The organism is Pseudoalteromonas sp. SG41-5, from assembly GCF_014164495.1.
Lineage (GTDB): Bacteria > Pseudomonadota > Gammaproteobacteria > Enterobacterales > Alteromonadaceae > Pseudoalteromonas > Pseudoalteromonas rhizosphaerae.
The window spans coordinates 1-15197 of record NZ_JACJFH010000034.1; the positions used below are offsets into that span (position 1 = coordinate 1).

A 15197-nucleotide genomic window follows, 5' to 3' on the forward strand; every position below is an offset into this window, starting at 1 on the left:
GCTTAAAGATTGGTGCACGTGGGATGATGATTATAATCGTGACATAGTGCAGACCATTCGCAGAAAATTAGTGTCATTAGCAACATCAAAACCTGGCTATACCAGTGTATTAATGCAAGGCAGTGGCACGGCAAGTGTAGAGTCTGCAATAGGGAGTATTATCCCACAAGCAGGCAAGCTACTTGTAATTAATAATGGTGCGTACGGTGAACGTATCGCAGAAATCGCAGATTATCTAGCAATTGAGTACCATGTTTTAAATTACCCTGAAACTGTACTTCCGAATATTGAGGAAATTGACACTGTTTTAAATAACGACCCTGATATCACCCATGTTGTAATGGTTCATTGTGAAACAACCACAGGTATGCTTAATCCTATTCAAGAAGTCGGATTACTTACTAAAAAATATCAAAAAGTCTTTATTGTTGATGCCATGAGCAGCTTTGGCGGGATCCCGTTTGATTTAGCTGATTGGCATATTGATGTGATGATTAGCTCATCAAACAAATGCATACAGGGAGTCCCAGGCTTTGGCTTTGTAGTGTGTAAGTATAGCACTATTGAGCATAGTGAGGGGATAGCTCGTTCATTGTCTTTAGATTTATATCAGCAATGGTTGTGTATGGAAAAAAACGGCGGCAAATGGCGCTTTACCTCACCTACTCATGTTGTTCGCGCATTTTACCAAGCGCTACTCGAACTCGAAGAAGAAGGTGGTATCACAGCCCGTTTTAACCGATATACTCGCAGCCAAAAATCCTTAGTGGCAGGTATGGAAAAACTAGGCTTTGAGCCACTATTAAATGAGCAAAAACATTCCCCAATCATTACCTCATTTATTTCACCTACATCTGAGCGTTATGATTTTAAATTATTTTACACTGCCTTAAAGCAAGAGGGTTTTGTTATTTATCCTGGCAAAGTCTCCAATGCTGATTGTTTCCGAATAGGGAATATCGGCGAAGTAAGTGAAATAGACATACTTCGTTTACTCGAGGCAATAGAAAAAAATCAATATTGGAAAAATTAGGCTTAATGTGTTCACCCGTGAAAGCGGTGTTTAATTGGTTTTAAACACCGCTTTTTTATTGCCCTTCAACTACCATTTCAATTGCATTATGTAGCCAATATTCAATATTATAATCGACGAGCACTTGGCTTTCATCGAAGCGTTGACGGATGACTTTTAAACAGGGGGTACCGCTGTTTTTTTCAAGAAGGTTACTTATTTCATCGGGCAGCACTGTGATACTAATAACGCTCTGCTCTTTAACTACATTAGTGGCGTATTGTTTGGACATGATATCGGTTATAGATGTATCAAGAGGATGAAATTCGAGCTCAGAAAAGCGTTCAGCATCACAGTATATATGCTCAAACATAACAGCACGGTTGTCTAAGCTACGCACCCGCTGAAGATGGTGCAAAGTAGGGGCATTCACTAAATTTTTTAAATCAATATTGGTTATTTTTTTCGATTCAATAAGTTCGGTTTTTGCTGCAAATCCTTGTTGTTTTGCAAGCTCGTAAAAGTTAACTTTTGTTGCTGGGTGCCACATTAGTTTTTTAGGAGTGACAAACCATCCTTTACGTTTTTGACTAAATATTAAACCTTCTGCTTCCAGCCTGAGCAAAGCTTCACGGACAGTAATTCGAGTGGAGTTAAATTGATGTTGTAACTCCCGCTCTGAAGGTAATTTATGACCTGCTGAAATTGCATCTTTTTGCAGCAGCGTATGAATGTAATTGCGGATCTCTTGATATAAAAGCATCGTGTAATTATTTACCACTTAATAGTAATCAACCTAGCTGAGTATAATGGTTATTTTTACCTAAGGGTATTACTATGATGCTGTTTTGGTATCTACTTTACCTGCGCTGCCGCTAAAGCGGGCCAAAAACTTATCGATGCTTCGCACTGTTGCATTACAATCTTCAGCAAATTCTTTACGTCTGATTGCGTTTCTGACTAGGTAAGCACCAGCGGTTCTAATTGGCTCTTGAGGGAATTGCTTTAACTGCTGATTAACTAAGCCACAGTTTTGCCATTGCAGATTATTTTTAAGTGCCATAGCGCTTAGAATTTTCGCTCCTAAAAAAGACTGCACAATACCATTTCCAGAATAGCCACCAGAATAAAGTACATTTCGTTGTCCGTTTAAATGGCCGAAGAATGGAAAACCGGTCACGCTACGATCCGAAGGACCAGTCCAGGTACGCTCTATGGGGAAATCGCAACCTTTAAAAAAATGACTGAGCGATGATTGCAAAATATTATCGTACTTACTTGGCATGTCAAATCTAGCATGCATATGGTTATTAAAACTAAAAAAGTTCCCGCCTTTACCTAACATTAAGCGTCCGTCGCTTGTAGTGCGGTAGTAATTAACAAAAATGCGTGAATCTATTACAGCGCTTCCGTGGTTTAAATTAAGTTGCTCTAATAAGCTAGGAATTGGTTTAGTGATTATCATATCACTGGAAACAAGCACTACTGAGCGTGAAAAGGCTTTATGCAGACTAGGTAGCCATGCATTAACACCAAAAATAAGCGTGCTACATAATAGGGGGCCTTGGCTGGTTTGTACTGTTAATGGTTGATTCCCACCATGGCTTTCGTACTTGCATTGCTCAATCACATTAACCCCTAGTTTTTGAGCTACTTTTTTCAACCCTCTGACCAATTTTGCTGGCTGTATACTGCCTCCATGAATGCTGTAATATGCGGCTAAGTTTTGTATTGAGCCTGTGCTTTTTAGCTCTTGAGAGCTACATTGGTGCCAAGCATTGAGATTGTATTTATCTAGCGTGGTTAATGCATTACTTAAAAGGCCAACTTGGTTCTGGTTTGATGCCGTATAAAAGCAGCCGTCAATTCTACAATCACAGTCTATCGCATTTTGTTCGGCAAATTGTTTAATACTGTGAACAGCACGTTCTGACTCTTTAACTAAAAATAAAGCGTTCTCAATGCCGACTAAATTTATTAGGCTTGGTAGTTTGGTAGACCATGTAAGCATGGCACCTCCATTGCGACCAGAGGCACCTTGACCGCATAGTCCTTGCTCAATGACAGTCACTTTTTTGGTTGGTTGTTGCTGTTTGATTTGGATAGCAGTCCATAAACCAGTATAGCCGCCGCCGATGATGCATATATCCGTGTGGTGGTTTTGCGATAGTTTTGGAGAAAGCACAGTGGCTTTCTCCTCATCCAGTGCCTTATCAAACCAAAAGGGTTGGTAGGACATTAAGGACGTTCTCCTCTTGCAACCTTAGCTTCAATTTGCATCAGAACAGGCTCAATATCAGCTAAAGAATTAATCACGTAATGGGCACCTGCTTGATGTAATTGTTGGTATGCTTGACGAGTTAGCTGCAATTTCTCATCATTTGAGCATGCAGCCCACTCTTGTTCAGTTAGGCCGACTGCATTACCACTGAGTGCAACTCCCACTGTCCACATGCCTGCATTTAAGCCTTCAGCGATACCTGGGGCAGAGTCATCCACTTTTACACAGTGAGCAACACGTTTGATACCCAGAGCATTAACGTTTTCTAATGCCATCCATGGGCCTGGGCGAGAGCCTGCAGATAACTCATCACTACCTACACTGTGGTCGGGTTTATAGCCATATTCTGCGGCAGCAACTTCAAGTACGTCCATTACTTGGCGAGGATAGCCTGAGCAACTCCCAATTTTAATACCTTGCGCTTTTAAACGCTCTATGACGGGTAACACACCAGCAATAGGCATAGCACGATCTGCTACTTTAGCTTTTTGTAATGGCATAAAGGTATTATAAATATGATCAATTTGCTCATCGCTCATTGGCGCGCCAAATTGTGCTTGCCACCGTGTGTCTATCTCTGGCAGCTTGCCTAATGTAGCGATATGGTCCCACTTGCCCATTCCCATAGGAATACGTGCTTGAGCGAGTGTAATGTCAAAATTAAATGCGTTTTTAAACGCCTCAACAAAAATAGTGGTTGGTGCAACAGAGCCGTGATCAACAACGGTACCAGCCCAATCTAAGATTAGTGCTTCTAAATGTTTCATATTATTCTCTTATTAAGATGATGGTGATACAGGCAATAGCCTGCGAGATTGATTAAAAGGGGATAAACGCGTTACAAAATAGCCAAGGGACAACATAACGAGCATTGCTGCGACACTCCCTACCCAATAACAAGCATTGATAAAAAAGCTGAGCCAGCTGATCTCTGGCATTACAAAGGTTCGATAAAGTAAAATACCAACCGAGCCTAAATACCCAGCTGAATCGGCTAAATAAATCAAAAAACCAGCATTGGCTGTAGAGCCTACAGCAGAGATCATTCTGTCAAATAAAAAGCAATTGTAGGGGATGTAACTGATGTAGAGACCCGCACCTAGTAGTACCATCCATGCTTTCGGGGTGAGTAGTTGACTTTCAAATGCGAATGTACTGCCGACGAATAAGCATGCGCCAAATAAAATAAAACCATGATTAACATAAAAAGCAGTTTTATTATTTTTGACTAATACCATGGCGCCAAGCGCTATTAATACGATGAGTGCCATGCGTATACCAGCGTATGCAAATATGGCAGGCTCTTGCCCATAGCCGAGGGCTTGCCAAATTTCTGCAGCAAAATTGTCGCGAAAATCGCGAAAGCCAGTAAACAGTAAAAAACTCAAAATTAAACAGCTAATACCGAACCAGTACTGTTTGAAAAATATCCAGCGGGCTTTCGCGTCCATGGGTAAACGCTTTTGACGAGCTTGCTGATCTGCTTGCGTTGGTTCAGGTAGCATGGTGATACATTTTACACTAAGCAATAAAAGTGGTAAGAATAGTGCGCCTGTTGCAGCTGGCATCCACAACTCAGCCACATTGAGGTTGTCTATTAACCATTTACCAACACTACGTACTAAGCCAGACGCTAAGATAAATGTAACACTTAGAATTGCACCAAGAATTTCAGATGTTCGTCTACCTTCTAAAAAGCTAAATACAATGCCCCAAATCATGCCAAGTGATAAGCCGTTAAAAAAAAGCCAGACTACATTCAAACCAACTGGGGTGATGGCAAACAAGATAAGTGACAACTCAGCCGCAGCAATCATGCTTATAATAGCTAAACCACGTTGTTGGTGGCGCATTTCAGCAATCACTTTCACACCGATAAATTTAGCGCAGAGGTAGCCAAATACTTGTGCCAGAATCAGAGCAATTTTAAAACTGACTTGCCAACTAGGATCATCAAACTCAGAATAGCTATTTATAGTAAAAGGCTTGCGAAATGCGTACATGCAAAAATAAGTCATAAACGCAGAGCTTGCTGCAAATAATACAAACCCTAATCCATGTGCACGTTGTAGCCATTGATGTTGCGAAAACATAGTTTATCCTTTTGCGAGACTAGCGCCTCGCATAATACTAAAGGGATCAGAATTGGTAATTAACACCAATCATGCCTCGAACACCGTAATACTCCACTTGTAAGGGGCGACTTTCATCACCTAAGTAATACTTGAGTGGTTCGTTAGTGAGGTTGTTTAATTCAATGTAAATTAGCGCATTTTCGTTAAGCTGATATGACGTAGTAAAATCAACACTGGTGTTATCGCCATAATAGCTATCTGATTTCGGATTGTTGCCATGCTCTTCTATATATTCACCTTTGTAATTAACAGCAATTCGGGCAGCAAAGAAGGTATCGTCGTAATACAAAGTAAAGTTGTATAGGCTGTCAGCTTGGCGTGGAATAGCAACTTTATCGGCACGATTGGGAATGCTCATTTGTGAATCCATAAATGTTGCATTGGCCATCATGCCAAAATTTTCGAGGGTTTTTGTCACAAAACCTAAATCCCGGTTGAATGCCATTTCAATACCTGCTAGCCAAGCACTGTCACCATTCTCCGGGCGGATGATATTTACCCCACTGTTACTGCCAAAGTCGCCAATAGTGCTGCTTTGGAAAATGGGATCGCTTATATCTTTATAGAATAATCCAGCTGAGACTAATCCAACGCGTTCAAAAAAGTGTTCAGCCATAAAATCGATATTATTAGAGTATGTGGGTTCAAGCTCAGGGTTGCCGGTGATTAACTCATTATCGGCTTCTAAATAGGTTGCCCCTGGGGTTAATGAACCAAAGTCAGGACGAGAAAACGAGCGCGTTAACGCAAGACGATAGTTTGTCTGCTCAGTGCTGTGATAGGTTACATGTAGGGCTGGGAGCACTGATAAATAGTCATTTTTAGCACTTGTTGGCACGACACGACTTTCATCTGCAAGATAGATATAACCATCCACGTTAGTGTTTGTTTTCGTAAGGCGTAAGCCGCCAACCATCTCCCATTGCGAGTTTATTATATAGTTTGCCATACCATAGAGTGAAGTATGTTGCTCATTCACATCAAAGTTGCGCCCTAGAGCTCCTCCGTTTTCAATTAATGCTGATTCAGTCTTATCAAGTACAAATTTGCTTTTATTCGTATTCCAAAACTGAGCTAAGTCATCCGTAGAGGCAACTTGAGAGAACTGATTTTGATAGTCGATTGAAAGTTCATTTAAATAATCACTGCGCCCAGGTTGATCTGATAAAGCAAAGTCATTTAAAGTTGGCGCAGGGCCATGGTTGGCTTCATCCCATGCATAAAACTCATCACTGAATCGCGCAACTCGTTCTTTATCGCGATATTTAGCACCCACTTTTACGGTAATATCGGTATCTATTTGCCATTCAAAATCAGTACTTGCAACTATTTTATCTTTTTCTTTTACATATACTTTATACAGCTCTACCCATGAAAGTTTTGTTTGAGCAGGGTTAAATGAAAAGTCGGTGGGCAGGTGGGTACTAATAGCATTCCAGGGATCATTGCCACCATCAATTGTGTTGTAGGCGTAATTTTTACCAGTGTTTCTATCCTCTAAACCCTGATAACCGACATTTTTTTGATCAAAGCGAACAACAAAATAACTGTTATCTTCACCGTTTGGTGTATTGCCATAGCGAAATTCATTTTCGTAACTAGAAAGCTTCCAGTTAAGCGTTTTATCGTAGCCAAAATAATGTTCTCCAGCTAGCTCAAAACCGGTCATTTCGGTGATTAATTCATTGCGAATATGTTGTACTTCAGCGCGGTCTTTATCGAAGCGCATACGGTGTTTATAGTGAGTTTCATCATCAATTAAAGTGCCATACATTGCGGTTGCACTGAGTGTGCCCTGATCTAATTGATATTCAACAGCGCCATTTAGACCATATGTTTCACGGGTGCCTGTATAATCGCGCAGTTCAAGACGATAGATCCCGATGCCATCATTACCTCGGCGAGGCTCAAAGTTATCTGTTGCCCAATCACGTTGCCACGCGGTGGCATTGATTAAAAAGCCTAATTTATTGTCAAGTAAACGATCGCCATAAAGCACGTTAGCTGAATAGTTAGTCCCCCCAGCAAGTTCATTTTGACCAATAGCGAAATTAGTATTAAATACAAAATCATCAGGGGCCTTTTTAGTTATGAAGTTTACATTACCGCCAATGGCATCGCCTTCCATGTCTGGGGTTAATGCTTTAGATACTTCAACATACTCAATCAGCTCACTGGGAAAAAAGTCAAAAGCTGTGGCTCGGCTGGTGGTTTCCTCTTCTGCTGTTGGTAGTCTGTCGCCATTTATACTTGCTGAACTCCATTGTGCTGGTAAACCACGAACTGCAACAAAGCGGCCTTCACCTTGGTCTCGCTCTATTGAGACACCAGGAATGCGTTGTACAGCTTCAGCAGCATTTCGGTCGGGGAGTTTACCAATACCATCTGCAGAGATTATATTTTTTATACTCTTGGCGTTTTTTTGATTGTTTGCTGCTGCCATCTCGCCGCGCTGAATTTGCCCTACGGCAATTATCTCTTCAATGGTGTCATTGTTAGCTGCAAATAGTGTGATTGGTTGTATTTTTTTCACTTCACCATCGCCAATGGTTAGGTCAATAAAGTATGGTTGATAGCCTAAATAAGTAATTTTTAGTTTGTAATTTCCTGCATCAAGTTTTGGTAGTTCGAATTGCCCTTGATAATCAGTGACAGCAGTTTTATCGGTCCCGACAATGGCAATTAATGCGCCAGGTAATAGTGATTGATTGTCTTTAACTGAGCCTACAAAAACGGCATTTTGGGCTACGGCATTTTGGTTAACAAATAACGTACTGGTGCACAGTAAGATAGCTGTTGCTATTGCATTTTTTTTCATCATTAGTTTTACCTTAAGTTTAATCCTGGTCTAGACCAGCTGTGATAAAGGTAATAATAGAGGCTAATGTTTACAATTACGTGACAGAATTATTTTTTTATTGTAGAAGTTTTTTGTCATTCTTTATTAGGCATAAAAAAACCCAGCACGTGGCTGGGCTTTGACTTAACGAATTATATTAGTGCTTTTGTTGCATGCGGCTCATTTCTGTATGGCAGCTTTGCATTGTCAATAACACTTTAGATAATGCCGCTTCACAGTCATGTGGCTGTGGCTTTTTCATAGCGGCTTTAATTTCTGCAAGTGTTTTATCTTCCACTTCTTCAAGCTCTTTAACGTAGGTTTGGTCGTTATCTGAGCTAAATTTAGTGATAAGCGTGGTATACGCGCGGCGAGCTTCAACAGCAAAAGAAGAGCCATCTTCACGCTCTCCTTGCTCATTGATTGCATAAGGCTGAAGGTTTTCAACACTCACTTTACGGGCATCTATCATACGTTGGAAAAGTGCGCCAATTGCTGGATCTTGAACTTTCTGTTGGGCTTTTTCATAAAAGTCGATGCCGCTGTTCATTACTTGGATAATGTCAGTGATATGATTAACGTCTTGTCCTTGATGGGTATTCATAATTATGACCTCTTTAAGTTTAATGAAATTCACATTAAGCAAAGCAAGTCATGTTCCAGTATAAAAAATAATTATAACTAGTTGTATTTTATGTGGTAAAGAAAGCTAGCGGGAACTGGAATGCTTATTAAGCTAAGCTCAGTAAGCAAATTTTACACAGACTATGTAAGAGTGTTATTTTAACTCATCAGCAACTTCGGCTACTTTTTGGCGTAACCAAATATGACTGGCATCTCTGTGAAGTAATGGGCTCCAAATCATATCTAACTCAAATGGTGGTATAGGGAAGGGAGGCTCCAGAATTTGCAAACCAGGATCATCTAAATAAATATTAGCGGCTTTTGAAGGGAGTGTCGCAATCAGGTTCTTCTCTTTCGCTAGATGTATTGCAACGTGGTAATTACGGGTGAATGTGGCAATATTTCGGTGTTTACCAAAGTGGGCGAGCGCTTCATCAACCCAGCCAAGTTTTTGTACGTCTTTAGGATCCATACCAACCCCGACACCAAAACCTGTTTTACTTACCCAAATATGCCGAGCTTTTAAATAACTATCGAGGCTAAAATTTTCAATGATCGGGTTGTCAGCTTTTACTAAACAACAAAAGCTATCTTTCCAAATACGTTTGTGATGAAACGACTGCGGTAGGTTTTCGAAACGATTTATTGCCATATCAACTTTACCGTTTTCTACATCATGAAAAGTAACATCACTTGGAGTGAGAATATCGAGTGTGGTATCCGGCGCTTCATCGTGTAATTTACTCAGTAGCTTAGGTGCTAAGGTGCTGGCAGCATAGTCACTGGCCATAATCCTAAATACCCGTTTGCTTTGGCTGGCCTCAAATTCACGGTTTGGTGCAAGCGTTTCTTCTAATGTCATTAAGATGCCACGGATCACCGGCTGCAATTCAATAGCTCGTTCAGTGGGCACCATACCATCACTGGTGCGTACTAAGATCGGATCGTTAAACAGGTTACGTAAACGTTTTAAACCATTACTCATTGCCGGCTGTGTAATGCTAAGCTGGTTTGCGGCGCGAGTAACATTACATTCGCGTAATAATGTGTCGAGATAAACGAGTAAGTTTAAATCTATTTTACTGATATTCATTGTGTGTCCTTTCGTCTACCATTGATGGATAAAACGCTGCGCTGCTGGATAAGGGTAGATATGGCTAACGACCCCTGCTTTTATATTTCGTTGCGCTTGCTGCCAAAATGCGACGTCTAATAGTTCTGGATGTGTTTGGCTGAAAACTGCTTTGTATTGCGGGTTCGGCATTACAAAAGTGCATAACTGCTCTGGAAATACATCTTGTGGTGCCACAGAGTAACTTTGCTCATTGGTTAAGTAGTCATCATAACTTTTGGCTTTAGGCAGTGCTCTAAAGTTCATGTCTGTTAAATATTGCACTTCATCATAATCATAAAAAATAATGCGTTTGTGTTTACTGACACCAAAGTTTTTAAGCAACATATCGCCTGGGAAAATATTAACGGCGATCATTTCCTTGAGTGCTTGGCCATATTCTGCAATGGCAACAGCGGCATCTTCAGTATTAGCTTTTTCTAAATATAAATTCAGTGGCGTCATGCGTCGCTCAATATACATATGTTTGATGATCAGTAAGTCGCCTTCGATGATCATTGATGAACCAATAGTTTGTTTAAGCTGTGCAAGCAATGTAGCGTTAAAACGCGCAACAGGGAATACGACGTTAGAATACTCTATGGTATCTGCCATACGACCAACCCGATCATGGCTTTTAACTAATTGGTAGCGTTTGAGAACGGTATCGCGGCCAAATGGTTTACTTTCACCAAATTTGTCTTTAATTATTTTAAATACATAATCAAATGAAGGTAGGGTAAATACCATCATCACCATGCCCGGTGTGCCAGGGGCAATCACAAAATCATCACTGGAGCGTTGTAAATGGGTTAAAAACTCGCGATAGAACTCGGTTTTACCTTGTTTATGAAAGCCAATGGCATTGTAAAGCTCTGCTAAGGTTTTGTTGGGCATTAGTTGGTTTAAAAACCGAACTAATGCGGAAGGAGCGTGGGTTTCAACCATAAAATAAGCACGAGCAAAGCCAAAAATAACCCGCATTTGCGATGAGTTAGTCAGTAAAGCATCGAGATACAGACCTTGCTCTTGATGATGTAACACCGCAATAATAAATGGCTGCACACCACTTTGTGATACTACACGGCCGACAATATAGGCTGCTTTGTTGCGATAAAACGGCGTTTGTAATATGTCAAAGCGCATTTGCCACGCACGGTGATGGGTGTCGGGTGCTTGTTTATAAAACGCTTTTACTAAAAGTCGTATATCGCGCTCTAAATTAACAAAATCGGCTTTAAAATCAAATTGATTAATTATTTTACGGATAGTGGGCTTTAAGCCGTCTACAACAGGAAAGTAGCTGCGGTATTCTGCTTCTACAGGAAGCGCAGGAGCATCTGCCAAGGTGGCTTTTACAAAAATAAAATCATTATTAAAATAACGTCGATGAAATAAGCGGCAAAACACAGAGTTATAAAATGTTTCGGCTAATTCTGCTTGTGGATGAAACGTTAAAAAGTGCTGGTAGATTTGTTTTGTTTGCAGCCAGAGTGATTCATCCAATTGATTGGCTAATTGCTGATTTTGTAGTTGTTGGGTGGTTTCGTTAACCCGATCATCGTAATAAGTGATCCGCAAGCGACTAATGTCGTGCATTTTTGTCCAGTTTTTATTTGCAAATGCCAGAGGTGCTTGTGCGGTGATCTGCTGAAATAATTTATAATGCTTTTTAAAGCCATTTAAAATTAGCTCGGCAATGTTTTGTGGTTGCATGAACGGGTACTCCAAAATGACCTGTAGAGTATATGCTCTACACATGTTAAGAGTATGCTAAATATTGGTAAAACCCAATAGTTTATTCATAACGTTTCAGTTTTTTTTCGAGTGCGGAGAGCTGTTTGTTGGTCGTTTTGGTGTTTTTGGCAAACGTTTTATTGATCACTTTTACCTGCTTTTTTATCTCTTTGCTAAGCTTTTTTTTATCATCATCACTCATTAAACGATTTAGCCGTTGCAGTTGCTCGTATTCAGCGCGGTCACGGTCGCGACTCAAAATGGCGAGTTTATATTTAACGCTGCGTATCTCAGCGTTGAGATTACGAATAATTTGTTCACGCTCAAGGAAATTAAGCGCTTTGACATGATTTACAGTAGCCGGAGTGACGTTGGGCGACACTGCTATTTTATGTTGCGTTGCCTGCCCGCCACAGGGAAATTGGCTAAATGTAGTGCCTCTGTCGGTTACGCACTTGTAATATTGATCTGCGGAAGCCGCCGGATTAGCAACAAATAGCAAACTAATAAAAATAACGAAAAGAGTACACAGTTTCATTACGCTAGCCTTCCCTAGTTAGGGCATAATCATATATGAAAACTATAACCTAACTTGGGTAAATTGCCAGTAGCAGTTATTCGGTAAAAGTTTTTAGCTTTTTAATGCTTTGTGCTAAAAACGGAATATCTAAACCTTGCTCTATTGAAAAGCCTTGTGCAGCAGAGATATTTTTATAATTACCATCAGAATCAATTAATGTAATACGGTCTTTCTTATAGGCAATAAATACGCCTTGCGAATAATTAACGCCCATATCGCCTTTTTTGTTATACAAATTAACGCCTAGCATGCTTTGCTTTGCGATATCAGCACAATTTAAATATTGGCCAACGCTTGTGGCAATTAAATCGCTTGGTTGGATCAAGCCTTCAGTACGGGTTACTTTTCTATCCGTGCTGTATAAAGATGAAGCACTCACAATACCGTGATCAACATCGGCTAAACTAAATGCAAATACTTGATTGACTCCCTCACGAAGCGCAGTGTTTTCATCGGCGTTAATGATACGAATTGCTGCATCACCCGCTGTTGTACTATTGATATAGTTAAAATCATCAAAGCCACTGACACTAATACTACGGCGATTACTTTGCCACACCGGCAATGTTTGCTCTGTCATTAAGGCTGGCTTGTAGTATGCAGGTAAACCGTAAATCAAGCTAAATAGCACATCTTGATGATGAACGGGTTGTAAAAGCTGCTCGGTTTTATTTAAATTTTTGTGCTGTTTAGCAAAATTAGTTAACGCAGGCGCAGAGCTAAACACTAAAATATCGACTGTCGCAGCAGTAAATTCTTCACAGCGAGCAATTGGTGTTGGAGCCGTGTAATCTACATTTTGTGTATTAACCTTTACGTTATGTGCTTGCTCGTAGCTTTCAATATCAAGTAAATCATTTTTTGCCAATAAACTTTTTGCTGTCGTTGGGTAGGACAAGGGTAAGACATTATCTTGCTTAGTAATATCAAACTTCAAATTTGCATCAGCCCAAATATGAATACTGTGACTCATCGCAAAACAGACTAATAACAATGAGCTGGCGTAACGAGCAAATTTATATTGTTTTAAGCGGGCTAAATGGTGCCATGTATAGTTACTTGCTAATAATTGAAATGCAAAAATAAGCATCACAATTCCGCCAGCGAGCAGGGTTGTCAGCGCTGGAGAGCTGGTTAAACGATGCCATAATAAGGTAATAATTTCAGGTAATGCAGAGCTACTTAAATGGTAGCCTAAATTAAAATACACATAGGCATCAAGCGTCAGTAGTGATGCACCACAGGTGGCAAGTATTGCTGCCATACCGCGGATATGACGTGGGTAAGGAAATATTAAACTTAGCGGAAATACCGTCAGCACAAAGGCAATAAAGGTAATAAAACTAGTGTGGCTAAGCCATGTCACTAGCATATAAAGCATACCCATAAAGCTGGTGGGAGGAGAGTCAGCAAATAAGTAACTTAAACTTATAAGCAACACTAAGCCGATATTGGCAAAAGTAAACAAATGCCCCCAACTTAATAATTGACTCGCTTTAGACGAAAACTGATTGTGCTGCGATAAATTCATAAAGTCTATTTAACCGATTGCGCAAGTGCTTTGGCAAAATTGTCTGCAACCGCTTGTCTTTTCCCTGTTGGTACATGCTCTTTTAAGATATGCGTGATAGAATTTCCTAAACACATAAGACTTAAATCAACCGGCGCATTGTGCTTAGTTAACACATCAATGAGCTGATCGACGATTTGTTCTACTTCATCATTAGAATATTTTGATAAGATTGGCATCAGTTGGTTCAATAAAAGAGTTATATTCCCACATTTTAACACCAGAGGCGTGAAAAACAAAGATGGCAATAGATGTTAAAAAGTTAGTCGTTCATTATGTAGACAAAAAAGACGACGATACGCAAATTCATTTGCGCAATGACGAAATGGCAGTGAATGATAAAGTCGCTGTATTCATCGAGCAACTTCATCACGCATACAACGGCAAACCAGGTAAAGGGTACTGTGCTTTTAGTGGTGATAAAAACTCTGTAGTTGCATCAGCCATGCAAAGTTACCGCAATAGCGAGCTTGGCTTTTGGCACATGACAGAGCAAGCTTCAGCTGTACTTAAAGAGGAACTTGATAAGTACGCGTTTAACGAAACTGGCTATTTAGTATTTTGTCATTATCAATACGTAGCAACCGATTATATGCTGATTGCAATGATCAACATCAAAGAGCATTACTCTATTACCTCTGAGCTTGATTTAGCCTCGTCACGCCATTTAGATATTTCCCGCATGCAACTAGCTGCACGCATCGATTTAACTGCGTGGGACACCCAAGCAGAAGACAATCGTTATATCTCATTTATTAAAGGCCGAGCAGGGCGCAAAGTCGCCGACTTTTTCTTAGACTTTTTAGGTTGCGAAGAAGGCATCGATCCTAAACAGCAAAGCCAAGTAATGCTCAATGCAGTTGAAGATTATTTATCAGAGCAACAATTTGATAAATCTGAAAAAGACGATCTGCGTAAACAAGTATTTGATTACTGTAATGACTGCGTTACTACTGGTGAAGATGCTAACGTCAGCGAGTTATCAGCAACGCTCACCAAAGGTGACGACAACCCATTTGAAAGCTTTTGCAAAGAGCAAAGCTATGATTTAGAAGAGTCATTCCCGGTCGATAAAAAAACTGTTACCAGTATGGTTAAATTCTCTGGCCTTGGCGGCGGCGTGAGCATCAGTTTTGAGCGCAAACACTTAGGCGAACGGGTAATGTACAATGAGGCCACTGATACGTTAGTTATTAAAGGTATACCGCCGAACCTTAAAGACCAATTGCAACGGTTTATGGAAAGTGAAGACTAGCGCTTTAAGCCATAAGCGGTAAGTTTTAAGCAGATTTGAGTTAGTTGAAAGCG

At 40.3% G+C, this 15197-nt stretch carries 13 protein-coding genes; 2 read left to right on the forward strand and 11 right to left on the reverse strand.

Translation table 11 applies throughout. The annotated features are described in order from the left end of the window. On the forward strand, positions 1 to 1033 hold a 1033-nt coding region (phnW, locus tag H5232_RS10780), incomplete at its 5' end, for a 2-aminoethylphosphonate--pyruvate transaminase (protein ID WP_182830864.1). A 55-nt stretch (positions 1034 to 1088) separates the two neighbouring features. Here phnW and H5232_RS10785 read toward each other — a convergent pair. The 11 genes from H5232_RS10785 to H5232_RS10835 form a co-directional block, all read right to left on the reverse strand. Further along, positions 1089 to 1775 carry a GntR family transcriptional regulator gene (locus H5232_RS10785; RefSeq protein WP_182718585.1) on the reverse strand — a complete coding sequence of 229 codons (687 nt, stop codon included), beginning with the start codon at positions 1773 to 1775 and terminating at the stop codon, positions 1089 to 1091. Positions 1776 to 1847: 72 nt separating this feature from the next. Beyond that, complete coding sequence (locus H5232_RS10790; protein WP_182718586.1) at positions 1848 to 3251, reverse strand: FAD-dependent oxidoreductase; 1404 nt, start codon at positions 3249 to 3251, stop codon at positions 1848 to 1850. After that, a complete protein-coding gene (phnX, locus tag H5232_RS10795) occupies positions 3251 to 4060 on the reverse strand; it encodes a phosphonoacetaldehyde hydrolase (protein WP_182718587.1) in 810 nt (269 codons plus the stop codon). Before phnX ends, H5232_RS10790 begins: the two co-directional genes overlap by 1 nt. A gap of 12 nt (positions 4061 to 4072) precedes the next feature. Beyond that, positions 4073 to 5386, reverse strand: a complete 1314-nt coding sequence (locus tag H5232_RS10800) for a DUF5690 family protein (protein ID WP_182718588.1) — start codon at positions 5384 to 5386, stop codon at positions 4073 to 4075. A 46-nt stretch (positions 5387 to 5432) separates the two neighbouring features. Then, positions 5433 to 8249, reverse strand: a complete 2817-nt coding sequence (locus H5232_RS10805; protein ID WP_182718589.1) for a TonB-dependent receptor — start codon at positions 8247 to 8249, stop codon at positions 5433 to 5435. 175 nt (positions 8250 to 8424) lie between these two features. Continuing rightward, positions 8425 to 8871: a PA2169 family four-helix-bundle protein gene (locus tag H5232_RS10810; protein ID WP_182718590.1), complete on the reverse strand. Its 447-nt coding sequence runs from the start codon at positions 8869 to 8871 to the stop codon at positions 8425 to 8427. Between the two features lie 174 nt (positions 8872 to 9045). Then, positions 9046 to 9984: a LysR family transcriptional regulator gene (locus H5232_RS10815; RefSeq protein ID WP_145233562.1), complete on the reverse strand. Its 939-nt coding sequence runs from the start codon at positions 9982 to 9984 to the stop codon at positions 9046 to 9048. 15 nt (positions 9985 to 9999) lie between these two features. Next, complete coding sequence (gene aceK / locus H5232_RS10820) at positions 10000 to 11718, reverse strand: bifunctional isocitrate dehydrogenase kinase/phosphatase (RefSeq protein ID WP_145233564.1); 1719 nt, start codon at positions 11716 to 11718, stop codon at positions 10000 to 10002. An 82-nt stretch (positions 11719 to 11800) separates the two neighbouring features. Continuing rightward, on the reverse strand, positions 11801 to 12277 hold the full coding sequence (locus H5232_RS10825) for a DUF4124 domain-containing protein (RefSeq protein WP_182767562.1): 477 nt from the start codon (positions 12275 to 12277) through the stop codon (positions 11801 to 11803). A gap of 76 nt (positions 12278 to 12353) precedes the next feature. After that, positions 12354 to 13850 (reverse strand): DUF3413 domain-containing protein, encoded by a 1497-nt coding sequence (locus H5232_RS10830; protein WP_182760806.1) that lies wholly within the window; start codon positions 13848 to 13850, stop codon positions 12354 to 12356. A gap of 5 nt (positions 13851 to 13855) precedes the next feature. Beyond that, on the reverse strand, positions 13856 to 14068 hold the full coding sequence (locus H5232_RS10835) for a DUF1414 domain-containing protein (RefSeq protein WP_016707302.1): 213 nt from the start codon (positions 14066 to 14068) through the stop codon (positions 13856 to 13858). Positions 14069 to 14130: 62 nt separating this feature from the next. Here H5232_RS10835 and yejK point away from each other — a divergent pair, with 62 nt between their 5' ends. Continuing rightward, positions 14131 to 15144 (forward strand): nucleoid-associated protein YejK, encoded by a 1014-nt coding sequence (yejK, locus tag H5232_RS10840; RefSeq protein ID WP_149982371.1) that lies wholly within the window; start codon positions 14131 to 14133, stop codon positions 15142 to 15144. The last annotated feature ends 53 nt before the right edge of the window (positions 15145 to 15197 follow it).